The organism is Paenibacillus sp. EKM10P, from assembly GCF_011800655.1.
Lineage (GTDB): Bacteria > Bacillota > Bacilli > Paenibacillales > Paenibacillaceae > Paenibacillus > Paenibacillus polymyxa.
Window position 1 is genome coordinate 79,015 of the sequence record NZ_JAALET010000002.1, and the last position, 26,617, is coordinate 105,631.

General features: G+C 44.2%; 26 protein-coding genes. 15 read left to right on the forward strand and 11 right to left on the reverse strand.

The window, feature by feature from the left end; all coding sequences use genetic code 11:
* Nucleotides 1–137: 137 nt before the first annotated feature.
* Nucleotides 138–1,004 (forward strand): MurR/RpiR family transcriptional regulator, encoded by an 867-nt coding sequence (locus HFE01_RS05315; protein ID WP_016820820.1) that lies wholly within the window; start codon nucleotides 138–140, stop codon nucleotides 1,002–1,004.
* 179 nt (nucleotides 1,005–1,183) lie between these two features.
* On the opposite strand, the gene HFE01_RS05320 is transcribed toward HFE01_RS05315, so the two are convergent.
* A complete protein-coding gene (locus tag HFE01_RS05320; RefSeq protein WP_167438476.1) occupies nucleotides 1,184–2,311 on the reverse strand; it encodes an NAD(P)/FAD-dependent oxidoreductase in 1,128 nt (375 codons plus the stop codon).
* Between the two features lie 149 nt (nucleotides 2,312–2,460).
* Between HFE01_RS05320 and HFE01_RS05325 the strand changes: the two genes are divergently transcribed.
* Genes HFE01_RS05325 through HFE01_RS05345 form a run of 5 tightly spaced genes read left to right on the forward strand, consistent with a single transcriptional unit; the run spans nucleotide 2,461 to nucleotide 6,737 of the window.
* The gene (locus tag HFE01_RS05325; protein WP_044786015.1) at nucleotides 2,461–3,168 is read left to right on the forward strand and encodes a lantibiotic protection ABC transporter ATP-binding protein; all 708 of its coding nucleotides are present in this window, start codon (nucleotides 2,461–2,463) and stop codon (nucleotides 3,166–3,168) included.
* A gap of 1 nt (nucleotide 3,169) precedes the next feature.
* Nucleotides 3,170–3,901 carry a lantibiotic immunity ABC transporter MutE/EpiE family permease subunit gene (locus HFE01_RS05330; protein WP_167438475.1) on the forward strand — a complete coding sequence of 244 codons (732 nt, stop codon included), beginning with the start codon at nucleotides 3,170–3,172 and terminating at the stop codon, nucleotides 3,899–3,901.
* Between the two features lies 1 nt (nucleotide 3,902).
* Nucleotides 3,903–4,661 (forward strand): lantibiotic immunity ABC transporter MutG family permease subunit, encoded by a 759-nt coding sequence (locus tag HFE01_RS05335; protein WP_167438474.1) that lies wholly within the window; start codon nucleotides 3,903–3,905, stop codon nucleotides 4,659–4,661.
* Between the two features lie 37 nt (nucleotides 4,662–4,698).
* Nucleotides 4,699–5,358, forward strand: coding sequence for a response regulator transcription factor (locus HFE01_RS05340; RefSeq protein WP_167438473.1), 660 nt, complete (start codon nucleotides 4,699–4,701; stop codon nucleotides 5,356–5,358).
* Entirely contained in the window at nucleotides 5,349–6,737 is a 1,389-nt protein-coding gene (locus HFE01_RS05345; protein WP_167438472.1) for a HAMP domain-containing sensor histidine kinase, read from the forward strand. The genes HFE01_RS05340 and HFE01_RS05345 overlap by 10 nt, the downstream gene beginning before the upstream one ends.
* 222 nt (nucleotides 6,738–6,959) lie before the next feature.
* Here HFE01_RS05345 and HFE01_RS05350 read toward each other — a convergent pair whose 3' ends face one another.
* Together HFE01_RS05350 and HFE01_RS05355 are read right to left on the reverse strand one after the other, a co-directional pair.
* Nucleotides 6,960–8,297 (reverse strand): MFS transporter, encoded by a 1,338-nt coding sequence (locus HFE01_RS05350; protein WP_107733561.1) that lies wholly within the window; start codon nucleotides 8,295–8,297, stop codon nucleotides 6,960–6,962.
* A 10-nt stretch (nucleotides 8,298–8,307) separates the two neighbouring features.
* On the reverse strand, nucleotides 8,308–9,339 hold the full coding sequence (locus tag HFE01_RS05355) for a quercetin 2,3-dioxygenase (protein ID WP_107733560.1): 1,032 nt from the start codon (nucleotides 9,337–9,339) through the stop codon (nucleotides 8,308–8,310).
* 185 nt (nucleotides 9,340–9,524) lie between these two features.
* Between HFE01_RS05355 and HFE01_RS05360 the strand changes: the two genes are divergently transcribed.
* Nucleotides 9,525–10,406 (forward strand): helix-turn-helix domain-containing protein, encoded by an 882-nt coding sequence (locus HFE01_RS05360; protein ID WP_167438471.1) that lies wholly within the window; start codon nucleotides 9,525–9,527, stop codon nucleotides 10,404–10,406.
* Nucleotides 10,407–10,516: 110 nt separating this feature from the next.
* Here HFE01_RS05360 and HFE01_RS05365 read toward each other — a convergent pair whose 3' ends face one another.
* Nucleotides 10,517–12,556, reverse strand: coding sequence for a fibronectin type III domain-containing protein (locus HFE01_RS05365; protein ID WP_107733558.1), 2,040 nt, complete (start codon nucleotides 12,554–12,556; stop codon nucleotides 10,517–10,519).
* Between the two features lie 330 nt (nucleotides 12,557–12,886).
* Between HFE01_RS05365 and HFE01_RS05370 the strand changes: the two genes are divergently transcribed.
* Nucleotides 12,887–13,216: a DUF3817 domain-containing protein gene (locus HFE01_RS05370; protein WP_016820809.1), complete on the forward strand. Its 330-nt coding sequence runs from the start codon at nucleotides 12,887–12,889 to the stop codon at nucleotides 13,214–13,216.
* Between the two features lie 126 nt (nucleotides 13,217–13,342).
* On the opposite strand, the gene HFE01_RS05375 is transcribed toward HFE01_RS05370, so the two are convergent.
* From HFE01_RS05375 to HFE01_RS05385, 3 genes are all read right to left on the reverse strand, one after another.
* Nucleotides 13,343–13,549 carry a hypothetical protein gene (locus HFE01_RS05375; protein ID WP_107733557.1) on the reverse strand — a complete coding sequence of 69 codons (207 nt, stop codon included), beginning with the start codon at nucleotides 13,547–13,549 and terminating at the stop codon, nucleotides 13,343–13,345.
* 37 nt (nucleotides 13,550–13,586) lie between these two features.
* A complete protein-coding gene (locus tag HFE01_RS05380; protein ID WP_025364962.1) occupies nucleotides 13,587–13,838 on the reverse strand; it encodes a YolD-like family protein in 252 nt (83 codons plus the stop codon).
* Between the two features lie 195 nt (nucleotides 13,839–14,033).
* Complete coding sequence (locus HFE01_RS05385; protein WP_016820806.1) at nucleotides 14,034–14,603, reverse strand: TetR/AcrR family transcriptional regulator; 570 nt, start codon at nucleotides 14,601–14,603, stop codon at nucleotides 14,034–14,036.
* A gap of 137 nt (nucleotides 14,604–14,740) precedes the next feature.
* On the opposite strand from HFE01_RS05385, the gene HFE01_RS05390 reads away from it, so the two are divergent.
* The 7 genes from HFE01_RS05390 to HFE01_RS05420 all read left to right on the forward strand — a co-directional run bounded on the left by HFE01_RS05390 (nucleotide 14,741) and on the right by HFE01_RS05420 (nucleotide 22,697).
* Nucleotides 14,741–16,204 carry a DHA2 family efflux MFS transporter permease subunit gene (locus tag HFE01_RS05390; RefSeq protein ID WP_174821092.1) on the forward strand — a complete coding sequence of 488 codons (1,464 nt, stop codon included), beginning with the start codon at nucleotides 14,741–14,743 and terminating at the stop codon, nucleotides 16,202–16,204.
* 204 nt (nucleotides 16,205–16,408) lie between these two features.
* A complete protein-coding gene (gene nikA / locus HFE01_RS05395) occupies nucleotides 16,409–17,944 on the forward strand; it encodes a nickel ABC transporter substrate-binding protein (protein WP_107733555.1) in 1,536 nt (511 codons plus the stop codon).
* A gap of 1 nt (nucleotide 17,945) precedes the next feature.
* On the forward strand, nucleotides 17,946–18,890 hold the full coding sequence (gene nikB, locus HFE01_RS05400) for a nickel ABC transporter permease (protein ID WP_025364966.1): 945 nt from the start codon (nucleotides 17,946–17,948) through the stop codon (nucleotides 18,888–18,890).
* Nucleotides 18,887–19,741, forward strand: coding sequence for a nickel transporter permease (nikC, locus tag HFE01_RS05405; protein ID WP_107733554.1), 855 nt, complete (start codon nucleotides 18,887–18,889; stop codon nucleotides 19,739–19,741). Before nikB ends, nikC begins: the two co-directional genes overlap by 4 nt.
* A gap of 7 nt (nucleotides 19,742–19,748) precedes the next feature.
* On the forward strand, nucleotides 19,749–20,585 hold the full coding sequence (locus HFE01_RS05410) for an ATP-binding cassette domain-containing protein (protein ID WP_107733553.1): 837 nt from the start codon (nucleotides 19,749–19,751) through the stop codon (nucleotides 20,583–20,585).
* A complete protein-coding gene (locus tag HFE01_RS05415; protein ID WP_107733552.1) occupies nucleotides 20,578–21,420 on the forward strand; it encodes an ABC transporter ATP-binding protein in 843 nt (280 codons plus the stop codon). Before HFE01_RS05410 ends, HFE01_RS05415 begins: the two co-directional genes overlap by 8 nt.
* The gene (locus HFE01_RS05420) at nucleotides 21,387–22,697 is read left to right on the forward strand and encodes an MATE family efflux transporter (RefSeq protein WP_107733551.1); all 1,311 of its coding nucleotides are present in this window, start codon (nucleotides 21,387–21,389) and stop codon (nucleotides 22,695–22,697) included. The genes HFE01_RS05415 and HFE01_RS05420 overlap by 34 nt, the downstream gene beginning before the upstream one ends.
* A 121-nt stretch (nucleotides 22,698–22,818) precedes the next feature.
* On the opposite strand, the gene katA is transcribed toward HFE01_RS05420, so the two are convergent.
* The 4 genes from katA to HFE01_RS05440 form a co-directional block, all read right to left on the reverse strand.
* Nucleotides 22,819–24,276, reverse strand: coding sequence for a catalase KatA (katA, locus tag HFE01_RS05425; protein ID WP_017427013.1), 1,458 nt, complete (start codon nucleotides 24,274–24,276; stop codon nucleotides 22,819–22,821).
* A gap of 288 nt (nucleotides 24,277–24,564) precedes the next feature.
* Nucleotides 24,565–25,167, reverse strand: coding sequence for an adenylyl-sulfate kinase (gene cysC, locus HFE01_RS05430; RefSeq protein WP_017427014.1), 603 nt, complete (start codon nucleotides 25,165–25,167; stop codon nucleotides 24,565–24,567).
* Nucleotides 25,168–25,216: 49 nt separating this feature from the next.
* Nucleotides 25,217–26,116, reverse strand: coding sequence for a TIGR02452 family protein (locus HFE01_RS05435; RefSeq protein WP_107733550.1), 900 nt, complete (start codon nucleotides 26,114–26,116; stop codon nucleotides 25,217–25,219).
* The gene (locus HFE01_RS05440) at nucleotides 26,113–26,604 is read right to left on the reverse strand and encodes an NADAR family protein (RefSeq protein WP_019687359.1); all 492 of its coding nucleotides are present in this window, start codon (nucleotides 26,602–26,604) and stop codon (nucleotides 26,113–26,115) included. Before HFE01_RS05440 ends, HFE01_RS05435 begins: the two co-directional genes overlap by 4 nt.
* Between the last annotated feature and the right edge of the window lie 13 nt (nucleotides 26,605–26,617).

Consider the following 26,617-nt stretch of genomic DNA (forward strand, 5'->3'; position numbering starts at 1 on the left):
AGAAGAACGTCGATCGTAAAGAATTTGCCATCAAAATGGTACATTTAACCGAATATTTGTAAGCATGGCGGCTTGTTTTTAAACAAAATGTTTATTCTTTTGTAAAACGTTAGTTCAATTGAACCGGGGGGAACCTGTTGAAAATACTGATGCAATTATCTGAAATGCAAAACTTTACACCAAACGAAAAAAGCATTGCTTCCTATATTTTGGTCCACAAGGAAGCGATTCTGCACTTAAATATTCAGGAGCTTGCCAAAGCTACGTATACTTCGCATTCCGCCATTAATCGATTAATTCACAAACTTGGGCTATCCGGCTTCAAGGAGTTTATCATAAAACTCGCTCGGGAATTTCAGCAAGATACCCAGAATATATCCAATGTTGACCCTAACTATCCATTCGGGATTGATGAAACCCCACTTCAAGTGGCGAAAGAAATTGCAGAATTAATGAAGGAAACGATTGAAAAAAACTTTACATTCATGGATGATAACTTGCTGTCACAAACGGCTCAGTTGCTGGATCAAGCGAACAGGATCTTTATATATGCGTTAGGCGATTCACAAATCCGAGCGAAAAGTTTTCAGAATAAATTAGTAAAAATCAACAAATACGTGGTTATAGCCACAGAGCTGTCTGAATGGGCTTATCATACGGCTAATCTAACTACAGAGGATTGCGCTATTTTCTTAACTTACCACGGTAAGTCACCGATTTTTTTAAAAGCGGCACGACATTTTACGCGTGAGAATATCCCTTTTATCACCATTACAGCTACCAATCAAAGTGAGTTGGCCAAACGAAGTAGTATATGTATTCAGGTGCCTAATGACGAAGTAAAGCATGCTAAGATTGGTACATTTTCGTCGCAAATTGCCTTTGACTATGTATTAAACGTGATTTACTCCTGTATCTATAAAATCGACTACTTGAAAAATATGCAAACCCTAACACAATCGTTGGAGAATTCGCATCTCAATGACATGATGAATGACGTATAGAAAGATTAGCTTCTCTCTAACTTCAAAATAAGCGGCAACTTATAAGTATAGATGGTTGTTTTTCGGCAAATAAGGTCTAGTTAGTATTATGCTAACTAGACCTTTGTTTTTTATTGCTTGCTAAGAATCTGCCATACTGGCGACTTCTTATGCTTTTCAACTATTGTCCACATTGAAGGTCAATTTTCATCAATAGCGTTTCGAATATCGTAATCATCAATGTTAATATCCAGGACCATTCCAAGTGCTAACTTTGCCAGTTGATCTCCAATGAAGGGACCCATGGTCAGCCCGGATGCTCCAAGCCCATTGGCAGCGATAAGGCCGTTCCAGCCAGGGACAGCTCCAAGCACTGGTAGAAAACCGGGGGTAAAAGGACGAAAACCGACTCTTACTTCCTGAAAAGTGCTATTTGCTAAACCAGGTGCTAATTCTAAACCTTTATTTAGGATTTCCTGCATCCCGCCTGCTGTTACTCTTGTATCGTAGCCTTCGATTTCATTCTCGTGAGTTGCCCCAATTACGATCTTCTGTTGATCAAACGCCAACAAGTATTGATCAGTAGGCGGCATGATTACAGGCCAGGTGCCGGTATCTTGTTTGACAGGAACCTGCAAGTGCATAATCTGTGCCTTTTGAAAACTAACCTTAAAGCGAATGCCCAACGGCAGCATCAGTTGATTGGCCCATGCACCTGCGCAAACAATAACTTCGTCAGATGAGAAACTGTTTGCACCGACCGCTACTCCGGTTACATGGTCGGAATCGTATTGAAGCACAGCATCCCCATGGATAAGGGTTGCCCCATTTCTTTGGGCTGATCGGATCAATGCATCACGCAGCGCTCGACCATCTATACGAGCGGCACCGCTAATATGAACAGAATGATAGTGATCTACTAACAAAGGAAAACGTTCATGAGTTTCCTTTTGATTTAGTTGCGTAACTTCGCCGATCTCTGGTGCATCTGTATGTCGTAAGTGTGCCCGTTCCCGCATTTTTTTAATTTTCTCCGAATCATCATGAATACTGAGAGCTCCGACTTGAGCATAGCCAGTTTCTGTTTCTCCCTCGTTCTTAAGTTCTTCAATCAATTCGGGGTAAAAACGTGCGCCCGCTTTGGCTAGCTGGTACCAAGCCTGATTGCGTCGCTGTGATAGCCAGGGACAGATAATGCCAGCAGCTGCATCTGTCGCCTGTCCTTTATCTTTGCGGTCTACAAGAATGACATCAGCGCCCATTTTTGCTAACTGGTATGCTGTCGATGCCCCCAGAATTCCTGCTCCGATTACGATAACCTTCTTCATGAATACATCCCTTTCCTAAATCACTGTATCCATTATAGCGAATACTGCATGAATGCATAAAGTTTGAAACATTAAATTTCAATCCTTATAAAGTTCTTAGAATTGATCTGTAAAGTAATTGTCAGAACGAATGAAAAGGATGAACTGATATGGATAACATTATTTTACAGACTAAAAATCTCTGCAAAACCTTCAGACGACAACAGGCGGTGAACAACGTCACATTGTCTATTCAGGAGAATTCCGTGTATGGTCTGCTCGGCCCGAATGGGGCAGGAAAATCAACTACCTTAAAAATGTTAACCGGTATGCTACGCCCCACGGCCGGTGAGATTTTATTTCAAGGAAAACCCTGGTCCCGAAAAGATCTGGCTCAGATCGGTGCACTGATCGAAGCTCCTCCCCTCTATGAGAATTTGACAGCTAGAGAGAACCTGAAGGTTCGCACAACGTTGCTTGGACTACCTGACTCGCGGATTGATGAAGTGCTGAACATTGTTGATTTGACCCATACCGGGAAAAAGCGCTCGGGCCAGTTCTCGATGGGTATGAAACAGCGGCTGGGCATTGCGATTGCTCTCCTCAATCATCCCAAGCTATTGATCTTAGATGAGCCAACCAACGGACTAGACCCCATTGGTATTCAGGAGCAACGCGAGTTGATTCGCTCCTTCCCGAAGCAAGGAATTACCGTAATTCTTTCCAGTCATATCCTATCCGAAGTCGAACAAATCGTTGACCATGTTGGGATCATTGCTGGCGGCGTATTAGCTTATCAAGAGGCGGTCACTTCAGGACAAAACCTGGAATCGTTGTTCATGCAGATTGCACAGGAATACCGAAAGGGAGGTGAGTAGCATGCAGCAAAACATAGCAGCCGAACATTTAAAATTAAAGCGCACCTTCACGAAAAAGCTAGTCTGGCTGGCTCCCATCGTTACTCTTCTTCTATGTACCGGGCTCATGGGAGGACATATGTTCCAAAGCGCCAGCTACAACTGGTGGTATATCATGCTGCTGCCAGGTGCTCTCACCTTAATGTGCTCAGGAGTCATCCAAAAGGATGGCAAGAAGCTGAAATACCGTGCTATCCTCGGCATGTCTGTGGATTTGGCCCAGGTATGGTACGGGAAAATCGGGGTTTGCGTAAGGCTCTTAATGGTTTCATCTATTATCCTATTTGTAGGAATAACTCTTGGCGGATTCGTATTCTCATCTTCCGTGACACTAGCAGGAAGCGTCGCTGCAACTCTGATACCTTTTGTTACCTTTTTGTGGCAAATTCCACTTTGCCTGTTCTTAACGGACCGAATAGGCATGTTTGCCACCCTAATCATCAACATGCTGGGCAATGTAGCCTGCACCATCTTGTTCGCAACGTCTTCTATATGGTGGGCGGTACCCTATGCTATTCCAGCTCGATTGATGTGCGCCGTCATTCAAGTGCTGCCTAATGGGCTTGCTATTCCTTCAGAAGATCCACTTTTGGATAGAGGCGTAATTGTGCCCGGCCTAGTGATCACCGTTGGTCTATTCATGATTCTGTCCGTCCTGACGGCCATGTCTTTCCGCAAGCGGGAGGCTAAGTAAGATGATATCTTTCTTCCGCAATCTGAAATCTGATGTGCTTAAACTTAGAAGGCAGCCCTTATTGCTGGTGCAGCTGCTTGTGCCACTCCTAGGCATAGCAATCTTTCTAGCCTATTATTCCTTCACTCCGTACTCACCAATTTCGAAGGTAGACGGCTATTTGCAGGTCCTAGCTGTGGCTCTTCCTACCATGATTGGTATTGTATGCTCCATTGCTGTTGAGCAGGAGTCAGTCGCTGGAAATTTCCAACACCTCTTGACCTCGCCGGTGAAGCTGCTACCTTTTTTGAGCAAGCTTAGCCTGCTTCTGTGCTTGGGATTTGGTAGTGTGCTGCTTGCCTCAGGCGGCTTTGGAGCTTGTTATATATATCTGATGAAAGAGTCCCCGTATGGCTTGATGTTTTATGTGTTGGCTGCCTGCATTCTGTTTATGTCCAGTGTATTCCTTTATATTCTGCATTTTTTCATTAGCTTGCGATTCGGCAAAGGAGCTTCTATCGGTCTGGGCATCATGGAGAGTCTATTGTCTGCTTTGCTCCTTACAGGGCTGGGTGATCATAATTGGATATTCATCCCCCCTGCTTGGGCGGCCCGGTTCATCACCATCTGGGTGCAATACGGCGTAAGCCCAGCAGATTCTATCCCTGAAACTATACAGCTTGATTTGGGAATCAGATATTGCGTAGTAGGGACCTTAGTCATCATGGTATTATTAGGGTTATGGATTGGTCGTTGGGAAGGACAAAATTCATCGGAGTAAGGATTAGAGTAAAGAAAGCAAGGGAAGTGAATTAAGCATGGCAAACTTATTGGCCGTTGATGATGAAACCGCCGTTTTGGCACTCCTTCAAAATATTTTGCAAAAAGATGGCCATGTTGTCACGGTGGTCTCCGCCTCCCCACAGGTTCTCACTATGCAGCTTGGAGCCTTTGACCTCATCTTGCTTGACGTGATGATGCCAAGCATGGATGGAGTCACACTCTGTCGGGAAATTCGCAGCAAGGTGGACTGTCCGATACTGTTCCTCACAGCAAAATCCATGGAGAACGATGTGATGTTGGGCCTTGGGGAAGGGGCTGACGATTATATTATCAAGCCGTTTGGGGCTGGAGAGCTGCGCGCTCGAATCAACGCCCATCTCAGACGGGAGCATCGTGAACGACGAAATGTATTCTGCATCGGGGAAGTCCATTTTAATCTGTCTGGTAAGGAAATCACCGTTCAGAATGTTGTAATTCCGTTTACCAAAAGTGAATATGAAATATGTAAGTTTTTAGCTCTAAATTGGGGCCAGGTATTCTCTAAAGAGCAGATTTATGAAGCCGTCTTTGGGTTTGATGGGGACAGCGATTCCGCTACCATTGTGGAGCATATCAAAAATATCCGGGCCAAGCTTGGCAAAGAAGAGGTTTCGCCAGTGGAGACAGTTTGGGGGATCGGGTACCGATGGAAGTAGCCAAAGTACAGCAAGCACGCAAGACAACCAAACTGCGAACCATTTTCCTGGGCTATTTAGTTATGTTCTGTATGGGGACAATTGCGCTCGCGCTGTTCCTGGTCCTCATCTTCTATGTCCTGATGTCTTGTGGAACCATTCTTCCCGCGAACTATGCTGAAAATCAAGTACGGGAGGATAAGGCAATCATTGAAGCTGGCAAGACCCTACAGCCGGATTCTCGGCAGAAACTATATAGATACGCGTTATTCACTTCGGAAGGCAGCCACATTGAGGGAAATCTTCCTGAAAAGCAGGCTCAAGCCGCTTGGAGTGTTACGCAGCAGAGCAATACTGCCTATCAATTTCCCTATAACTATGTAAAAGTTTCACATAATAATAAAGTTACTGTGATGCGCTACTCTGTCTCGGCACAGTTTGAACATCCTATTCTACGTCAATATCTGCCGAACGCAGAATTGTCCTTTTTTGCCGTGTTTTGTATCGCCTTCCTGGGGGGAGGAGCCCTACTCGCTTCCTCCTTCGGACGAAAGCTGACACGCAAAATGAGTGGATTGCAGCAGGCTACAAAGCAAATTCAGGCACAGGACCTGGACTTCTCAATTCAGCTCAGTGGTGTGATGGAAATCGACCAAGTGCTCCATTCTATGGATAAAATGAAAGAAACGTTAAAGACTTCGCTTCAGAAACAATGGAATCTCGAAAAATCACGCCGCGAGCAAATATCCGCGCTTGCACACGATGTCAAAACACCGCTCACTATCGTTCGCGGAAACGTAGAGCTGCTGTCCGAAACCGATCAATCGGAAGAGCAAAAGAACTATACCGATTATATAGCGGAGAGCACCAGGCAAATGGAACAGTATATCAAAACTCTTATTGAAATTTCAAAAGCAGAAACAGTAGCCACCCTGCAGGCGGAAACGATAGATACGGACTACTATGTAACGAAGGTGAAAGATCAGGTAAAGGCCTTGGCTGCTGTCAAAAAAACATCCGTCGCATTTGCTGCATACAACCTCCCTAAGACGTTGTATGCAGACCCCGTTCTGCTTGAGCGAGCCATCATGAATGTTGCTTCTAATGCGGTAGATCAAGCACCAGAAAATAGCGAAATCCGGCTGACTGTAGAGTCTGTGGAAGAATGTATTCGGTTCAGCATCGTAGACGAAGGCCCGGGCTTCTCTCACGAAGGCCTCAAACAAGCAGCGGAGCAATTTTATATGGGTGATTCGTCCAGAAGATTAAGTGGACATTACGGTATGGGCCTATATATAACAAAATCCATTGTGAACCTACATGGCGGTCAGCTGATCATCGCCAACTCCACCCAGACAGGCGGCGGACAAGTAAGCATTGAGATACCATCGGTGCATTGATGACCTAAAGTTAAAACCACCAAAATAAGTAGTAGCTATTAGGTTGGATCGATTTCCTAAGTTCCCCCCTCTTCCTCGTTTGTTATTGAAACGATATAAAACGCTACTGACCTTCGAAGGTCAGTAGCGTTTTATCATTTTGCCATCGGAATGAAAACACTCCTGGCACAGGCTATGGCGATTATTATAAGGAACGTGGTTATTGGATTACTGTATGTGTTGCTAAATGAATGTTGCTTTTTTACGAAAAACTGAAAAATAAAGAATGGCAAATCCTATGATCCATATGCCCATAATCCAAAAAATAGAGCTGAACACACTTTGACTTTGTGCTCCTTGATCAAGTACGGATCCTAAAATAGACGTTCCGATAGCCCCCGCCATAAAGCTTCCCATCATATAGATACCCATACCAACTCCGGTTTGCTTACCGCTTAATGTTCGAGAAATGGTGTTTGCCATTGTAATCTGAGCGAACGTTAACCCAGTATTCGCTAGAATTAAAATGATCGCAATAACTGCTGGAACCGCCTTTATAAAAATACCTAATATAAGATATGCTATCACTTGAAACAGGAAAGCCAACGAAAATACAAAGCGGTTGCCCTTTGCATCCGCGATTTTCCCACCTACCAGCCCAAGCAATGCAGCAATCAAAGCACCGGGAAACATTACGAGTCCTGTATTTACAGAAGATAAGTGATGTATTGAGCTTAGCACCTGCGGTATCAAATACGGAACACATAAATTAAGGGTAAGAACCATACAAGCGATAGTCAAGCCTATCGTATATCTTGTATTTTTAAAGAGTGTCGGTTCAATAAAGGGTTCATCTGTTTTGTTAATACGAATAATGAACAATACGAATATGAGGATCGTAGCCGCGAAATAGCTCCAGCTGTGACCAGTAATGGAGAGCAGCAGCAGCGTAATGGAAGCGGCAAGCAAAATACCTCCTATGAGATCAGATTTTCCTTTTGAAGGTGCTTCATTGATTAAATACCTTCTGAAAAGAGGAATGGTAACAATTATTAAAAATGAGATTAAAAATAGGTAACGCCAGCTTGCGAATCCAATAACAAAACCAGCAATAATTGGACCTATTGCCGTCCCTAAAGCCATTCCGGCAGAAGTAATCCCCAAAGCCTTGCCACGATTTGCGATAGATATATAGCGAATCGGGATCAACATAGATGAGGCTGGAACAACAGATGCTCCAACGGATTGGAAAATTCTGCTCACAATAACCATCCAATAATTAGAAGAGAAGAAGCCGACTATAGATCCTAGCGCAAAGCAACATAATCCAAAGGTAATTAGGTTCTTCAACCTAAACATGTCCGCCAATTTTCCGTAAGCCACTGATCCAATAGCATAAATAATGATATATGCTGTTACAACCCAGCTTACTTGGGAAGAAGATAATTGAAATTCTTCGCGTAGTGAAGGTAGCGCGACATTAAACATGGTAGAATTCATCACTGAAATCACCATTGCAAATGCGAGTATCCAGATAATAGCATAGGACTCAGACTGTTTGGTGCGATTGTTAGCTGACACTGCGTCCTCCCTACTTACGATCGAGCGGAGATTTAGCCACCACGTTCAGATCAAGTTCGTCGATAATAGCCATTACACGATCCATACGGAGCGGGCCTGGTTCTGTTGGAAAGGTGTATGTTTCGTGCGGTTCACCCAATGCCCGGAAGAAAGGTTCGAACAATCCAGACACCAACATACCTACGACTTTCGTATAATGAGAGTCCAGTCTATACGAATGAAGTGTTCCTGCAGGTACATGAAGAAAATCTCCAGGGAATAGTTTTACTTCTTCTCCGTTTGCCCACATCGTCATTTGTCCCTGCACACAGAAGAAAGTTTCCGTATGGTGGTTATGAAAATGTTCAACAATGGGCTCTCCTTTCGGGCCATCAGAAGCTACAAAAATGTATTCCCCGTTCGTATTTTCTTGAGTAGCTAGAATTCTGTGGAGCTGGTCTCCAGTGAGCAACCGGTCTCCCTCTCCATTTTCTAGAACATAAGGAGCTACGCATCTTGGATTATGGCTTTCTTCAGGCGAGTTATACTTCCCCCATTGAACAGCATCTTGAAGGAATACAATGTCTGCTCTATTGGAAGCTTCCGTCAATTGATTCTCAGAATACGAATTCATCGCTGTGGTTGGATGTTCAAAGTAAGGATACGGCTTTCCTAAAAGCTCATATATTGCTGTAAGATTGCCTTTAATCGAATAGGAAGCAAAGCGATTTCGATGCCCAGCCATTCGATACGCATGTGCGATTCCAGGAGGGATATGAACATAGTCTCCGGCAGTCAACAAATAGTTCACTCCATCGAGCATAAATTCAATTTTACCTTCCATTACATAGATAGATTCAAAAGCATCTTTATGTCTGTGTAGCGGAAAGGTCTCTCCTTTCCCACCTGAAATCGTCGTTAATTCGAGTACATCCCCAGTGCTTTTAAAATCGGCAATAACAGTAGCTACCTGTTGACCAAATACATACTTTCTTCCATCCCCGCTACGCAGCAAATATGGCATTTTTTCTTCTGGAAGCTCTGTAATTAAACTAACACTCATCATGTTATCCTCCTTTGTATTTATATTTAAAATTTTAATGGTTTCGATTTTTCACTTAAATGGTCATGAGCGACAGCTTATGGGCAATTACGACCTGTACCAATTGAATACATCTTAAAAATTGATATAATAAAATTTATGACTAAAAAATGGTGTGCTTTCTACCAACAAAGGAGGGGATCGCATTGGTTAGCGAAGAGGCATATTATCTAGACCATAATTTCACAAATGGGACTCCAATTTCTCTTTATCCTATTCAAATAGAGGGAAATATTCAAAAACACGCTCATGATTTTTACGAAATATCTTATATCAAGGAAGGTATCGGCACACTAAAATTTTCTACACAAACGTTGCCCGTCTCCAAGGGTGATATTATTTTTATCCCTTATGGAAAAGAACATCTCTTTGTTCAGAGTAATACAACAGATCATACACCGCTTGAGGTTATGAACTGTCTTTTTGACAAGCAAATACTAACATTGCCCGGAGAGCCTGCTGATAGCCAAATTCAAGAGGATTTCTATCGTTTGGCTCTTCTTTTTCGGGAATGTACTGACTATATTCAAGTTCGAGAAAACGCAAAAGAATTTGCTAAAATTATGTACACTATTGAAATGGAGCAAAAATGTAAATCCACCGGATTTAGATATAAACTTTATCTATACTTAATCGATTTATTAGAACATATCAGCCATGCTATGCAACAAATAGCTCATGTTTCCAAGCCAATCATAACCGATCCCATTCAATATGCGATTGATGATATAACCAGAAATTATAAAAATCCGTTGTCTGTTGACCAAATTTGCAAGCAATTTTTAATTAGCTCACGGCAATTTCAACGCAAATTTAAACAAGCCAGCGGAATGACCTACACCAAAATGCTGCAGGATATTCGTATTCACGAGAGTTGTAGCTTACTATTAGATACTCATTGGAGCGTTCAAACGATCGCACTTGAAGTCGGTATTCATGATATGAAATATTTCTATCGAATCTTCAAGGAACGATGTGGATTAACCCCTCATGAATTTCGCTTTCATGCCTGTTCGAATATTCAGTAATGCGTAGATCTTACGGGCGTCTAAAAGCTCTCTTTTTCGCATGTTCATATACATTTCCTAACAAAAAGAGTTCTAAAGTTTTTACTTTAGAACTCTTTTTTCAGAAGTATTTATTTGGTAATCGTAATTTGTTTGGATGCAGTATTATAGTTTACCTGATAACCCGAAAGCTCGCTGATGACTCGTAATGGAACCAGCGTGTAGCCGTTAACAATAACTGGAGCAGTGATGCTCGTCGAATAATTCCGGGAGTTGTTTAACTCATATACAGCAAGTGTGGAATTCTTGACTTGAAGTACTATTTGTTTGCCGTCTGTAGGACGATTCAGAATGATCTTTTTGGTGCCTTTTTCATAATTTACATCGTAACCCACCCGTTCACTGATAAATCGTAACGGGACCATCGTTACGCCATTTATGATTTTCGGCGCCTGAGCTATCGTTGTAGCCCGACCATCCACATAAGCTGTTTTAGCTCCTGGTGTTAGGGTGAACGACGTTGAATAGGAAGCAACCGCACTGTTCGTGTAATTCGTCGTAGTACCGGAAGTGGTGGTAGTAGAGCTTGTCCCGGACGATGAACTGCTGGTGCCTAATGCCCTATTGCGAATAGCCTCCAATCGATCCAGCAGATCACTTTTACGTGTACCGGTTGGCAGATCACTAATCGCATCTCTGGCAGAACGCCAGTCGGACGCATTTAGACTGTTCTCTGCAATCCGCATCAAATCTCTTGCTTTCTCATAGTTCGATGAACTAGAAGACGAAGAGTAGTAACCATCCGAATTCGTGCGTTCCGATATCTTTACACCACTAGATTCCCTTCCACTACTATTTACAGTTATGACCTTAATCTCATACCAGCGTCCCTCTCGTAAATCCGTAATTTTATAGGATTCTGAGCTTGTAGTTCCCTTATAATCGCCATCAACATATATTTTCACCTTCTCTGCTCTGCTCGGCATGTCATAGGTGATTTTGATCCAGGTGTCGCTTTTGCTATCGACTTCAAGATTGGACACTTCTGACGAATTGGAGGATGTACTATCCGTTGTGGCAGTCAGTTTCACACCGGAAGACAACGCACCTGTGCTTCGCTTGGATTTTATCGTGAATGTGTATGTCTGGCTTGCCGATAGATTGTTAAATGTATAGGATGATCCTGTTGAATCCGTTACCAGCTGGCCATCCTTATACAGGCTGACTGTACTAATTCCGCTAGGTCTTGTCCAGGAAACAGTAACGCTATAGTTATTAACTGATGTCACTGAAGCACCTGTCACTTCGGGCACAATATCGGTAGAGACTGAAGACGTTGTAACGGGAATACTAACTCCCTGAGATAAGTTTCCGGATTTGTCTATCGTTTTGACCGTTACATTGTAGGCTGTAGCAGCATTCAAGACATTAAACGTGTAAGACGTGCCTGTGGTTCTCTGAATTTCTGTACCATTTAAATAGATAATCGCTTGGCTTAAGTCAGTATCCTTAGGCAATATGTAATTGATGGTAAATCCATTATAACCTACATTCGTCGCTGTCAGCCCGCTTACTTCTCCTGGGGGTGTCTTATCTACAGGACCATCAACGGAAGCTGTTTTAGCCTGTATTGTTGTACCGAGAGATTCATTTCCACTCTTATTCACCGTTTTCACGCGAAAGGTATATGTCGTGTTCGGCTGTAAACCGCTCATCATATAAGAGTTACTTCGAATGTTATCTACATATACATCGTTAGTGACATTAACCACTTTTACATGGTCAAAATTGATGTCCGACGGATTGATCCAAGACAAATTTACTTTTGTTGTTTCTGTAGGAACCGCAGTAAGACTGCTTACATCTGCTGGCGCAATATTCGAAGTAACCAGCTGGCTCGACATTACTTTTATCATTTGGTTAAGAGTGGTCTTCTGACCAGTTAACGAAGTCAATTTCGCGCCAGAAGTGAACGGCATTTGGCGCCCTTGAACGGTTGCTAATTTGGTATGTGATTGTGCACTATTCAAACCTGTCAGATTTGAGTTATGCCTTTCAGTCGGCAACGCGCTAGCCACTGCATCGGGTCCCAAAATGCCATATCCCGTATTCAAAATCAGTGTGGCCGTTGCGAACGGAGCCATCCATTGACGCAGACGTTTTTTATTCATATGCTATGCTCTCCTTGATACCAGTATGGAAATTTTATTTGTTAAAACGAATAAGTAAACGCACAAACCCTTCTGCTGCAATCCAGCTTTTAAAATATATACCATAACGTACAGACGTTCATTTAACTGTTATCGGAATTTCCATACCAAATGTTTAGACCTCATTTTTTTCTTACGTTAATCTAAACAACCCGGACGTTGTGACCCGAGTATCAAAGTAAATATTAAGAGTTAGCTGTAAATTTTCGATATATCGTAACTTTCTACCGTTTAATAACATTGCATTATAGGATATATTAAATTTTAAGTAACAGAAAAAGGAGGTCTATTATGTTCAAAAATGCTTTTAAAACGTTTGGTGCCATTGGTAATATTGAAGCGATTTCTTATTTGCTGCTTGTATGTATTGCCATGCCACTTAAATACGCAGCTGGAATGCCGCAAATGGTAAGCTGGGTGGGAATGATCCATGGGGTACTGTTTGTGGCTTATGTGGTTGCCACGTTAGTCATGTTGATATTGCGTAAAATTACGCTGCTGCAAGGGCTTGCAGCCTTGATTGCCTCGCTGTTGCCGTTCGGCCCCTTCATTTTCGATCGTAAGGTGCTTAAGAAAGCCGCAGCCCGCACCAATCATGCCAGCCCGATCAAAGCTACATAAACCTATACCAGGCCTAGGTCAACGCAGCCATGCGGTGTTCTCTTTACCACTTATATAGCAGAATATAAAAAAACAACCGATGGCTGTAAACCACTCGGTTGTTTTTTTATTCATGAATAATAATTATTAGTTCCTGGCATTTTCCAAAAATTCATAATAGCCATCATTTGACGGATCATCCTGGTTATTACGTTTGAGATATCCTGCTACAGCTAGATATGCAAAAAATCCGAACATAGCAGCAGAAACAACTATATATACTTTAAAACCGAAAATCATTGAAAAGATGATCATAAAAATACCGATTGTAAGGGAGACGCCTAACTTTGACATTCTTTCATCCCTTTCTGTTATATTTATGTAATCACAACTAATCTCTCGGGTAATTTACACTCATGATATCCATAAAAGGAACCTTATCCGTTTCTCCATTACTCTCTACATGAACCTTGCCTGTTCTCGGGTCCATTTTAACGATTTGTCCGCGGGTTGCTTCTTCGCGTCCCCATACTGTCAATACAACTTCGGATTGCTCTTGTTGTGCTTCTACAAGCTGATTCCCGATTTCCTCAAGTACAAATTCATCCCGAGTAGGCCGTTTGGGTACCTTCGCTTTTGCCACTTGCATCACTCTTCCTTTCGCGCAAAATCAAATTCATTCCATTTTACCATACTTTTCATCATTTGGTGCTGGTAATGTGAGTAAAATTACATCCCAGGATGCACCAAAAAGCCGAGTTCTCAAAAATGAAAACATCGACTCTCTAAAGTCGCTTGTTGGAGCTCATTAGGGGCGCTTGAAAACCGACCAGCTAAGTCATTTGACCAATTGTGGAATGTAATCCACGATGTTATAAATTGGAGCACTGCTCTGTTGCGTAACGGCCAAAATTAATGCACCTTCGAGCATTGAAATGATCAGTACCGCCAGGCTGTGTGCCTTTTCCTCATCCAAGCCCGATTCCTGAAGACGCTCCATATAAATGCGCTGCCAATCTGTAAACGTATTCACACAAGCATGACGTAGCGATTCGCTGATACAGGAAGTTTCCGCAGCAGCCCAGAAGCCAATCGGCATGAAGCTGTCAAAGCCGAGACGGTCTGCCTCCTCAGCTGTATGACGAATAAAATCCTGAATGGCTACTACAGGATTTTCGTTTCCGCTCAGTGCCTGTTTTAATTTTTGCTTAATAAACTCATTCCCTCTTCTTATGCACTCCAAAGCCAACTCTTCTTTACCATGTGGAAAATAATAATAAAGTGATCCCTTCGGTGATCCACTCTCGGCAAGAATCTGATTCAGTCCGGTCGCATGATACCCCTGGTGAAAAAAGAGTCTCGACGCCGTTTGTACGATATTCTCATATGATTCGGGTTTAGCAGCCATATACAGCATCCTTCATTATATAATATTTGAAACTTTTACTTTGACAAAAAAATAATAGCATGTTTATTATATATAGACCGATCGTTATAATTCAATACCCATTAATTTATTGGAGGAACAAAAACAACATGAGTACAATGAGTCAAACAAGTTCACCCTCTGAACCCAAGACGTTCAAGGTGCTACCTATTATGATTGCCCTGCTCCTTAGTGGCTTTATTGGAATGTTCAGTGAAACGGCACTTAACATTGCGTTGAATGATTTGATGCAGATTTTGCATATTACAACAGCAACAGCTCAATGGCTGACTACCGCTTATCTGTTGACACTTGGTATTTTGGTGCCTGTATCGGGATTGCTGCTTCAAACCTTTACTACAAGACAGCTGTTTGTGGCATCGTTGCTGTTCTCAATAGCTGGTTGTCTCGTTGCGGCGCTTGCCCCTACCTTTTCAGTGTTATTGATCGCACGCATTTTGCAGGCTATGGGTACAGCACTGTTATTGCCGTTAATGTTTAACACCATCTTAATTATCTTCCCTGCTGAAAAAAGAGGCGCGGCTATGGGAATTATCGGATTGGTTATTATGTTTGCACCTGCGGTAGGGCCTACTATTGCAGGGCTGGTGCTACAAAATTTATCTTGGCACTGGATCTTCTGGATCTCTCTTCCGTTCCTGGTACTCTCGCTGATCTGCGGTATTTTGTTTATGCAGAACGTCTCAGAACCGACCAAGCCCAAGATTGATCTTTTATCTATTATCCTATCTTCCATTGGTTTCGGCGGTGTCGTGTTTGGTTTCAGTAAATCCGGAGAAGGTGGCGAAGGCTGGACCAGCTTGGTTGTTTTGCTTCCTGTGATTGTCGGTGTGGTATCGTTGATTTTGTTCTCTGTACGACAGTTGAAAATGAAGGCACCTATGCTGAATTTGCGTGTATTTAAATATCCAATGTTTGTGATCGGCGTTATCATGGTGTTCTTATGTATGATGACGATCCTTTCTACGATGCTGATTCTTCCACTGTTCTTACAAAAAGGGCTGGCCTTGTCCGCTTTAACAGCAGGTTTGGTGCTTCTGCCCGGTGGGATTATCAACGGTCTCTTGTCGCCTATTATGGGCTCCTTATTCGATAAATTCGGTCCCAAATGGCTTGTGATTCCAGGACTTGTAATCGTGGCTGCTGTGTTGTTTTTCCTGTCAGGCATTACAACGACATCCACTCTCGTACTCATTATTGTGCTTCATAGTTGCTTGATGATCGGTATTTCTATGATTATGATGCCAGCTCAAACAAACGGTCTAAACCAGCTGCCTATGGATCTATACCCAGACGGAACGGCTATTATGAGTACGCTCCAGCAAGTCGCTGGTGCAATCGGTACTGCCGTAGCGGTAAGTATTCTCTCCAAAGGCATGGACAGCTATTTGAGCCAATCCAGCATGCCTCAATCCGTAAATGAAATGGCTAATGCCATGGTAATCGGATCTCAGAATTCATTTTTCTTTGCAATGGTCATCAGCGTGATCGGTCTGATCCTTGCGTTTTTCATTCGCAGAGTTCATGTTGAACATGGCACTGCTAAAGCACCCATGCACTGATTAACCATTATTTTTATTCCAAATATAATACCTGAATAAATTTAAAGGCTGCTAACCATCTCATTTATGGTTAAGCAGCCTTTTTTTACGAATCTAGATAGGTATTCATATAATTACATATTTACAAATCCTCCTCATTTGGTTACGATATGACTCACGGAGTAAAGCGTAAAAATTACGATTACTATTAAGGAGGACTCCCTGTTGTTTAAACGTTCATATTTCAAACTATGTATCCCTGCGGTAATGGCGGTGATGATGACAGCCTGTGCTTCATCTCCATCCACTACATCCACATCCTCTACGGCACCACAAGATAAGAGTGTCACCTTATTGTTCAACGTGCAAAGCCCTTCTATTGATCCTCATACAGATATTAATTACACAGCCGTTCGTGCTGGAGTAAATGAAACACTAATCAAAGTGAATAAGGATCTCAAGCTGGAAGCTTGGCTTGCAGAGAAATGGGATAGTAAGGACGGGCGACACTGGACCTTTAGCATCCGACCAGGCGTGAAATTCCATAGCGGTAAAGCCGTAGATGCGGCAGCTGTCAAAGCCTCTCTGGAAAGAGCGCTAAAGCTCAATCCATCGGTCAAAAATGCACTACATATCCGTGATATTCATGCAGAAGGGCAGACCTTGAGCATTACGACGGACAAGCCCTTCCCGGAATTTGTATCTGAGCTGGTTCATCCGAATACCGCAATTATGGACACCACAGCCACAGGTGACTTCCCATCGGGAACGGGGCCGTTCCAGGTTGCCAGTTTCCGTGCCGGAAGTGAACTGAATCTGGAGCGCAACGAGCACTATTGGAACGGTGAAGTAAAGCTGAAACATGCCAAGTTCATGTTTAACGAAGACGCCAATGCACGTCAGCTTGCATTTCAAGCTAAAACAGCCGATATTGTGTACCGTCCGCCCATTGAAAGTCTGGAACTCTTGAAAGCTGATTCTACCGTTAAAGTTGACTCTCTCCCCAGCCTGCGGACGCACCAACTTATTTACAATATGAACAATCATGATCTGAAAAAAACAGCTGTGCGCAAAGCATTCGATCATCTGATCAACCGGGATGAGATTGCGAGCGGTATCATGTCTGGTCAGGGAACCCCTGCGCAAGGTCCGTTCTTGCCGGACTTTCCTTTTTCACCGAAATATATCACGAAAAAGTTTGATCTGAATGCGGCACGAGAAGGCTTCAAAAAGGCTGGATATACAGTGCAGAACGGAAAAGTTACGAATCCTGACGGGTCCTCCCTTCATCTTACATTGTTAACCTACCAGTCGAGAGCAGAGCTTCCACTCATTTCGCAGCTGATTCAGGCTAACGCTAAGGAGCTTGGCATTACGATTGATATCCGTCAGGTTGATAATATTGATGAATATCTGGCCGCTCATCAGGATTGGGATTTGGCGACTTACAGTAACATTACAGCCCCGCGCGGCGATGCAAGCTACTTCCTGAATGCGGCCTATATGCCGGAGGGAGCATTGAATTACGGTCGTGTGCATATACCAGAACTCGAGCGTATGATTACACAACTGAACACAACTGTGAATGAGGAGCAGCGCAACAAGCTGGCGCTGAAGGCTGTCACGCTGATTGACCAAGAAAATCTGCAATCCTTTCTAGTTCATCCAAACAACGTAGTGGCCTATCGTAATTACGTACATAACTGGGTAACCAGCCAAAGTGAATACTATCTGCTGACCCAGGACTTGGATGTGAACTAGCATGTTTCAATCCATTGCCAAAAAATTTCTGACGTTTATGTTGTTTTTTCTTATTCTTTCCTTTGTGAGCTTCTGTCTGCTTAAGCTTGTTCCGGGCGATCCCGTTCGGAGCATTCTTCGAGTAGATGATGTAGCTGTATCCAATCAGCAAATTGCAGATATGCGTAGCCAATTGGGGCTGGATCAGCCATTGCCTGTGCAATATGGTAAGTGGCTGGTTCAGTTGCTCCAGTTGGATTTTGGACAATCTTATTTAACCCATCGTCCAGTCTTGACAGAGTTTATAGAAAAGCTGCCTTATACACTCCTCCTGACTGGAGGCTCCCTGTTCATTATGCTGCTGATAGCTCTCCCGTTGGGCACATTGTCCGCGCTGTACCGTAACCGCTGGATTGACAGTGCCAGTCGTGTGTTTGCCTTAATTGGCTCCTCGATTCCTAGCTTTTGGTTAGGTCTTTTGTTTATCGAATGGTTTGCGGTTAAATTGCGTATTTTGCCGTCCATGGGAGATGGAACTGTTTTCCATTTGGTCCTCCCTTCTCTTACCCTCGGATTGGCAATGGCGGCTGTTTATGTACGAATGATTCGCGCAAGTCTGATTGAAAGCTCGGGGCAGGATTTTATCAAAGCAGCGCAAGCGCGTGGAATCAGTCCGGTTCGCATTTTTTTCAGACACATGTTCCGTCACAGCTTAGTTCCACTTATTACGGTGTTCAGCGAGAGCATTGGCAGCCTATTGGGAGGTACGGTGGTGATCGAAGTGCTATTCGCCTATCCGGGGCTTGGCAAATGGATTGTGGATGCAATTGCCGCGAGAGACTACCCCATTATACAGGGCTATACAATCTTTATGGCCGTATTCATTATATGTCTCAATATCTTGGTAGAGCTGTCCTACCGTTGGGTCAATCCTGAAATTGCTTTGAAGGAGAAAGGTTTATCATGATAAAATCCGTACATGCGGAAAACAGGCAGTTCACCAGGGCACGATTGTCCAAAGCATGGATCGGATCACTTTCCATCCTGTTTATTCTTACAGCCATTACAGTCATACCCTTCTTAGCTCCGCAAGATCCGTATCATATCCAAATGGGAAGTCGACTTCAACCGATCAGCGCAATGCACTGGCTGGGAACCGATCATTTGGGTAGAGATGTGCTGTCGAGAGTCATAGCAGGACTACGGACGACAGTCGGAACCAGTTTGTTGATTTTGATCGTTTCACTGGTTGTCGGGGTTCCCCTCGGTCTGCTGTCAGGATTTATTGGAGGCTGGGTGGATCGTGTATTTCAACGTGTAGTCGATGCCTTCATGACTTTGCCTGATTATATTTTTGCCATTGTGCTAAGCGGCCTGCTTGGACCAGGCTTAGGGAATCTTATATTTGCGGTGTCTGCAGTAAAATGGGTTGGTTATGCCCGCCTGGTGCGCAGTACCGTTCTGGCTGAAAAGCAAAAGGATTACATTTTGCTATCGATACTTGCGGGTACCTCCTCCCTGCGAATTGTCATGCGGCATATTCTGCCCCATGCCATTGGGAATGTACTGGTACTGGCTACGCTGGATATCGGCAAAATCATCTTAATGATCGCCTCTCTATCTTTTTTGGGCTTAGGTCCTCAGCCGCCCATTCCCGAATGGGGAACGATGTTGAATGAAGGGCGTGCATATTTTCAAATGGCACCCCATTTAATGCTGGGTCCCGGCATAGCTGTCGTACTCACCGTGCTACTGGCGAACGTGTTTGGAGACAAGCTACGCGACCGATATGATGTTAGAACCCGGTCAGAGGAGTGAACTATACATGCTGACTATTGAAGGCTTAACGATTCGGACAAAAGCAAAAACGATTGTAGAACAACTGGAACTTGCCATTCATCCGGGAGAATGGTGTGCTCTGGCAGGCGAAAGCGGCAGCGGTAAAAGCATGACTGCGTTCGCTATTGGCGGTCTGCTCCCCGCTTCTGTTAGCGCTGAAGGAATCATCATGTGGAATGACGAGAATTTGCTTGCCCTACCTGTTAAACAAAGACGTTCCTTGCTTGGCAGTGAAATATCTTACATTTTTCAAGATTATCACGGGGCTTTTACACCTTTTTTACGTGTAGGCAGCCAACTCGACGAGCTGATGTGTGCTCACGGCAAGCAAGACCGTAAAGCGCGTAAACAGCGTTGTATCGAGGTGCTTCAGCACGTACAGCTTCCCGCCGAACGTGTGTACCGCAGCTATCCATTCGAGCTCAGCGGCGGTCAATTGCAGCGAGCGGCTATTGCAGCTGCACTGCTTCTAAAGCCAAAGCTGCTTATTGCCGACGAGCCCACAACTGCGCTGGATACGCTCACTGCACACCGAGTACTCCAGCTCATTGATCAAATCCGGATGGAAACGGGAATTTCCGTCTTGTGGATTACTCACGATCTACGGCATGTACGGAAGTATGCGGATCGAATTGCAGTAATGCGTACAGGTGTTTTGGTTGAAGCTGGCCAAACGCAAGCGGTGCTAGACCATCCAGTCCATCCCTATACGCGTCGCTTGCTGGCGGCTATTCCACCGCTGTCTCCAGGCGCTCCTTCGCGTTTGCCATGCAATAGCACTGATGAACAGCTTGCACCGGAAAGGAGCACAATACATGAATAATCAAGGCGCCTGCGCTCAGTGGCAAGACAGCCCCTACCCTGTTGTTACCGTCTCCGGGTTGACGAAGGCTTACACTGGGGGCAAAACTGTGCTGCACGATGTTGCTCTATCGATCTTGCCCGGAGAATGTCTGGGTGTTGTCGGAGAAAGCGGCAGTGGGAAAAGCACACTCGCTCGCTGTATTTTAACATTAGACCCGTTTGATCAAGGTGAGCTTAGACTGGATGGACAGTCCATTCGAGGATTAAAGCGAAGTGAATTAAAACGGATTCGCAGCAGACTGGGGGCGGTATTTCAACATCCATCCGCAGCTTTGAACCCCAGACTAACCATTCTGCAATCACTGCTGGAGCCATTGGATCAGCTCAAGTGCTATGTTCCTTCCTTTATGGCGGGTTTGCCCTCCGGACGTCGGAATATAGCAGAACAGCTGTTAGGTATGGTAAAGCTTCCGGCCAGCTATCTGGATAAGTTCCCACATCAGCTCAGTGGTGGGGAAAAGCAGCGTGTAACCATTGCACGTGCCATTAGCACAGAACCGGATTTTATCGTATTGGACGAGCCGACTGCAAGTTTGGATGTGACCACACAAGCCACGGTTTTGAATCTGCTTAAGGATTTGCAGGATGAGTTTGGACTGGCTTATCTGTTTATCTCGCATGATCTGGCGGCTGTGCACTTTATGAGTGATCGAATCATGGTTATGAAAGATGGCCGTGTGCTTGAGCATTTTTCCAAGGAATCATTATTTCATTCGGATCGGCATCCCTATACACAATCGTTACTGGAGGTTTTTTCAACATGCTGCCTTCCCACCGAGCCTATCTTGCTTTAGCAATCCCTTTAATTATTTCGACGATTACTACCCCGCTACTCGGTGCGGTGGATACAGCAGTAATCGGTCATTTGAGCCAGTCTGCCTATTTAGGCGGCGTGGCAGTCGGTACTCTTATTTTCAATACTTTATATTGGCTGTTTGGCTTTCTGCGAGTCAGTACGTCAGCTTTCACAGCACAAGCCGCAGGGGCACAAAATAACGATCAAGGCATAGCTGCTCTCATGCGCCCACTTGCCATAGCTCTACTTATTAGTGCAGTATTTATTGTATTGCAAAAGCCCATTTTGCTAGCTTCTCTCCAGCTCATCCATCCAGCTCAGGATGTGGCAGAGCAAGCAGCAATTTATTTTAACATCCGTATTTGGGGAGCACCCCTTACATTAGTGAACTATGTGCTGCTCGGATGGCTGATGGGATTGTCCCGCGTGAAAGCTACACTATTTTTACAAATATCCATGAATGTGATTAATATGCTATTAGCTATTGTATTTACACAGGTCATGCATTGGAATGTCGCTGGGGTCGCAAGCGCTACCCTGATTGCAGAAGCTCTTGCATGTGTATTGGGTCTTGTACTGGTGTTCCGTTCACCGATTTGGAGAGAATGGAAGCGCAGCGGACAGAGGAATTGGCGAGAATGGTTCGGTGCCTCAGAGTTAAAAAGTGTCATGGCGACGAACCTTGATCTCATGATTCGTACTGCCTGCCTGTTGACGATGTTTAATCTGTTTACGGCGCGCAGTGCGAGCTTTGGAACCGATCAGTTGGCGGCAAATGCTATTTTGTTGCAGATCCATTACATTATGGCTTACTTTTTTGACGGGTTCGCCAACGCCAGTAGCATCATGACGGGACAGGCTCGTGGTGCTGGAGATCGTAAAATGCTGCAGAGAGTTATTCATTTATCCTGGTTCTGGACACTGGTTACCAGTGTAGTGACAGGAGGATTGTATCTTGCACTGAAAGAGCCGCTGATCTCGCTATTTACAGGGAATACTACAGTGATTAGCCTGACAGCTCCTTACAATGGGTGGCTGGTGGTCTTTCCCCTAGCAGCCGGGCTGGGACTCGTATTCTACGGTGTGTTTACAGGGATGACGGTAACGTATCCGATCCGTAATTCGATGCTGATTTCACTGGTCTGCTTTTTGATTGCTCTCTTCTGGTGCGTTCCTCATTATGGGAATCATGGACTTTGGTTATCCTTTATCATCTTTGCCCTGGGACGGTCACTGTTTCTGGTGGTTTACTTACCTCGGTTGAAGAGAATTTAGTAGCCCCTGCTTTACATGACTCTCAAAAACAAAGGATGTCCCCTCCACCATATATGTGGTGTGGGGACATCCTTTTATTATTTATTCATACGGCTTTCAGGTTAGGCGTTTGCCAATCCTTCTACTCGCCTTGTGGTACGGTCAAGCCCAGACCATCCGCTACACGACGCCCGTATTCAGGATCAGCTTTATAGAAATGACCGATCTGACGCAGTTTGATTTCATCACTTTCTACAGGCTTCATGGCATTTACAATGTTTCGGACCAGACGTGAGCGCTCCTCTTCACTCAGCAAGCGGTACAGGTCCCCTGGTTGTGTGTAGTGATCGTGATGATCGTAGGCTACACTTTGTGCCTCGCCAGACACTTCAAAAGGAGCAATTTTGTGAGCTGATGATTCTTTCGGTCCGCCGAGACTATTCGGCTCGTAATAGACAGATCCCCCGCCATTACCGTCACTGCGCAATGCACCGTCGCGTTGATAGTTGTGTACTTCCGCATGCGGCCGGTTGATTGGCAACGCATTATGGTTTGCACCTACACGGTAGCGATGTGCGTCACCATAGGCAAACAGGCGTCCTTGCAGCATCTTATCCGGGGAAGCCTCAATACCAGGAACAAATGAACCTGGCGAGAATGTCGCCTGCTCTACCTCAGCAAAGTAGTTCTCAGGATTGCGATTCAGCACCATGCGCCCTACCTCGATCAGCGGGTAATCTTTTTGAGACCATACTTTGGTCACATCAAATGGATCAAAACGGTACGTATCCGCATCTTCTATGGGCATAATCTGCACATAAAGTTTCCATGCTGGGAAATCGCCCTTTTTAATCGCATTAAACAAATCTTGTATATGATAATCCGGGTTTTCACCGGCAATTTTCGCAGCTAAATCCACATCGAGATTTTGTATACCTTGTTCTGTTTTAAAATGATATTTCACCCATACGGCCTGTCCCTCGGCGTTCACCCACTTGAACGTGTGGCTGCCAAAACCATGCATATGTCTAAGTGTAGCGGGAATACCGCGATCAGACATGAGAATACTTACCTGATGCAGCGATTCAGGAGACAAGGACCAGAAATCCCAGACCGCATTCGGATTTTTCAAATGCGTTTGGGGGTGACGTTTTTGCGTATGAATAAAGTCAGGAAATTTAATGGCATCCCGAATAAAAAAGACAGGTGTATTATTGCCCACGAGATCATAGTTTCCTTCTTCTGTATAAAACTTTACCGCAAATCCACGTGGATCGCGTACAGTATCGGACGAGCCTAGCTCACCTGCCACAGTAGAAAAACGGATAAACATCGGTGTACGCTTACCCACTTCGGACAAAAAGCTCGCTTTTGTATATGAAGACAAATCATTAGTGACTTCAAAATATCCGTGTGCCCCCGCACCTTTGGCATGAACAACCCGTTCCGGCACACGCTCCCGGTTAAAATGCGCCAATTTTTCCAGCAGATGCACATCCTGAATTAGTACAGGCCCCCGTGAGCCTGCTGTAATCGAATTCTGATTATCTCCAACAGGAGCGCCCCAGCTTGTAGTCAGGTTCGTTGGTTGGTTACTCATAATTGAAATCACCTCTTGATTGAATTGGTTGACCTTGTGCCTTTCACTATAAATTGTGCACAAACAAAAATCAATACTTTTTTATAATAATTATAATCTAGGATTTAGAATTAGTTTAAAATCACAAATAAAAAAGCAAGCCCCTTAAGGCTTGCCGTAATATAGTGCTGTATTTATTTACAATAAAGTGACTTCAATTTCTATATTCTGAAATGATCGCATTGATCACTTCTTTAGGTTTTGCTATAGAGACTTTCAGACAATATTCATATAGAATTCATCATAAAATCATAATAAGAGCTGCTTTCTATCGAGAAAATCCAAAATATCCTGTACCGACTGCTTTACCTCCCGGCCTTCCGTAGATACGATTAAATCAGGTTCCAGCGGTACTTCATATGGAGCATCAATCCCTGTAAAATGTTGGATTTCTCCAGCTCTTGCTTTCTTGTACATGCCTTTTGGATCACGACGCTCGCATTCCTCTAGACTGCATCGGATATAAATCTCGTAACAGCCCTCCTGCTGTAAAATGTCCTTTACCATTTCACGATCCTCACGATAAGGCGAAATGGTGGCGCAAATCGTTAGAACACCCGCATGGGCCATTAGCTTGGACACTTCGGCTATACGACGAATATTTTCTTTGCGGTCAGCGGGCAGGAAACCCAAATTGCGATTCAAACCATGCCGAACATTATCCCCATCCAAAATAAATGTACGTATACCTCTTGCATATAACGCTTTTTCGAGTGTGGAGGATACCGTTGACTTTCCCGAGCCAGACAGCCCCGTAAACCAAAGCACCGGACTCTTATGTCCGTTCAGAAGCTGTCGAGCTTGCTTATCCACTTCTGATACATGCCAGGTAATGTTGGAAGATGGGTTCATTCAGCACTCTCCTATTTCATCAGTATTAATGTTTAATCTGTCTCTAACATCAGGATAGAGCATTTTTAAAACTGTTTAAAGTACGCTGCTCTGCTTTGTGGTCCAATACCGCAAAGACAACCCGTTTAAACAGGAATCCATATCCTTCAGTTACAAGTACTTGCTTAAACCAACTGGCTACCTCCTCCGGCTTATTGCGGAATACTCCACAACCATAAGCACCAAGCACAAAATGTTCTACACCGTTTTGCATGGCCATTCCCAAAATGTAACGAATGCGCTCCAACATAACTTCTCCAATCCGATTGACCTGCTCTGGCTCCCGTTCATGCACGACTCCAGCATTCACAGCAGGCGCGGTCAGGAAATCGACTAGATACGGCTCTTCCAGCAATGTTCCCTGATCATCCCGAAATACAGGAACTTGAGGAGAATAAATCATATAATCTGAATAAAAACAGCTCCGCAGCTTCCGATTATGTTGGTACATTTCCTCCATTTGTGAAATACAAGGATACAGTGCTGACGAACGAGCCAAGCTTTCCTCTTGAGCCTGACTGCCTCCAAGGAATCCGCCCCCGGGGTTTTTGGCTGATGCAAAATTCAAACAAGCTACGTGTTCCCGCTTCTCCTCGACCTGGAGTCTATGTGCGGCCTGCAACGTACTTTCTCCCGTTACTTCCATCTTTTTAATGATCGCCTGTTCGACTACATCGGAAGAAGCTCCTAATATACTTTTTATTCTTTGCTCTGCATCTTGCTTTATCGCTACCAGTTGAGAAGGTCTATATAGCTTCGAGCCTGTGACCGCATTCCCTACCTCTTTTGCTATATTTACTTGTACCTGTTTGGTATTTGTATAATGCCCATTCTCTAAAATGGATAATGTTTCATGCGCCATATGTGACCTGGCATCCCGCTTACTTCGGGAATTCATTGTGTTTTTCATGGTGACCAATCCTCCTTTTGCAATAGATCTTCACGTAAATTCGTCAATATTTCCCCCAGCCAGTTCGTACCCCGCCATAGCTTCCGGTGCCGTATACGAGCATCATTTTCAGCTAAACCTACACCCCAAATGGTATCCGTGGGACTAGCCTCAACCAGAGTAGTTCCCTTCGTTTTAAGCAGGTGCTTGAGCAAATTCGTATTTTGGGTGAACTTGGCATAATTTCCGTCATACACGAATTGCTGGCAATTTGCTTCCCATAAGGATTGGTCAAATCCGCGCACACTGCGACCACGGGCTTTTTGCTCCCTTGGGGTAGGGGCTTGCATAATTTTCAGAGCTGCCTCTTCATCTCCGAAAAGCTGCGCTTTTTTTAGCATCATATATTGCTCAGCACAGTTAAACTCCAATCCATCCACGACAAATTCACAAGGGTACCATTGCGAAAATGGTGAATGACTGCGATAAAAAAATGTAAACTTCTCCATGACTAATCCTCAT

What these genes read in the sequence shown, in the direction of transcription:
- HFE01_RS05320 (WP_167438476.1), bottom strand. Translation starts at nt 2,311, where the DNA reads ATGAAGAAGGTTATCGTAATCGGAGCAGGAATTCTGGGGGCATCGACA.
- HFE01_RS05325 (WP_044786015.1), top strand. Translation starts at nt 2,461, where the DNA reads ATGGATAACATTATTTTACAGACTAAAAATCTCTGCAAAACCTTCAGA.
- HFE01_RS05330 (WP_167438475.1), top strand. Translation starts at nt 3,170, where the DNA reads ATGCAGCAAAACATAGCAGCCGAACATTTAAAATTAAAGCGCACCTTC.
- HFE01_RS05335 (WP_167438474.1), top strand. Translation starts at nt 3,903, where the DNA reads ATGATATCTTTCTTCCGCAATCTGAAATCTGATGTGCTTAAACTTAGA.
- HFE01_RS05340 (WP_167438473.1), top strand. Translation starts at nt 4,699, where the DNA reads ATGGCAAACTTATTGGCCGTTGATGATGAAACCGCCGTTTTGGCACTC.
- HFE01_RS05345 (WP_167438472.1), top strand. Translation starts at nt 5,349, where the DNA reads ATGGAAGTAGCCAAAGTACAGCAAGCACGCAAGACAACCAAACTGCGA.
- HFE01_RS05355 (WP_107733560.1), bottom strand. Translation starts at nt 9,339, where the DNA reads ATGAGTGTTAGTTTAATTACAGAGCTTCCAGAAGAAAAAATGCCATAT.
- HFE01_RS05365 (WP_107733558.1), bottom strand. Translation starts at nt 12,556, where the DNA reads ATGAATAAAAAACGTCTGCGTCAATGGATGGCTCCGTTCGCAACGGCC.
- HFE01_RS05370 (WP_016820809.1), top strand. Translation starts at nt 12,887, where the DNA reads ATGTTCAAAAATGCTTTTAAAACGTTTGGTGCCATTGGTAATATTGAA.
- HFE01_RS05375 (WP_107733557.1), bottom strand. Translation starts at nt 13,549, where the DNA reads ATGTCAAAGTTAGGCGTCTCCCTTACAATCGGTATTTTTATGATCATC.
- HFE01_RS05385 (WP_016820806.1), bottom strand. Translation starts at nt 14,603, where the DNA reads ATGGCTGCTAAACCCGAATCATATGAGAATATCGTACAAACGGCGTCG.
- HFE01_RS05390 (WP_174821092.1), top strand. Translation starts at nt 14,741, where the DNA reads ATGAGTCAAACAAGTTCACCCTCTGAACCCAAGACGTTCAAGGTGCTA.
- nikB (WP_025364966.1), top strand. Translation starts at nt 17,946, where the DNA reads ATGTTTCAATCCATTGCCAAAAAATTTCTGACGTTTATGTTGTTTTTT.
- nikC (WP_107733554.1), top strand. Translation starts at nt 18,887, where the DNA reads ATGATAAAATCCGTACATGCGGAAAACAGGCAGTTCACCAGGGCACGA.
- HFE01_RS05410 (WP_107733553.1), top strand. Translation starts at nt 19,749, where the DNA reads ATGCTGACTATTGAAGGCTTAACGATTCGGACAAAAGCAAAAACGATT.
- HFE01_RS05415 (WP_107733552.1), top strand. Translation starts at nt 20,578, where the DNA reads ATGAATAATCAAGGCGCCTGCGCTCAGTGGCAAGACAGCCCCTACCCT.
- HFE01_RS05420 (WP_107733551.1), top strand. Translation starts at nt 21,387, where the DNA reads ATGCTGCCTTCCCACCGAGCCTATCTTGCTTTAGCAATCCCTTTAATT.
- katA (WP_017427013.1), bottom strand. Translation starts at nt 24,276, where the DNA reads ATGAGTAACCAACCAACGAACCTGACTACAAGCTGGGGCGCTCCTGTT.
- cysC (WP_017427014.1), bottom strand. Translation starts at nt 25,167, where the DNA reads ATGAACCCATCTTCCAACATTACCTGGCATGTATCAGAAGTGGATAAG.
- HFE01_RS05435 (WP_107733550.1), bottom strand. Translation starts at nt 26,116, where the DNA reads ATGAAAAACACAATGAATTCCCGAAGTAAGCGGGATGCCAGGTCACAT.
- HFE01_RS05440 (WP_019687359.1), bottom strand. Translation starts at nt 26,604, where the DNA reads ATGGAGAAGTTTACATTTTTTTATCGCAGTCATTCACCATTTTCGCAA.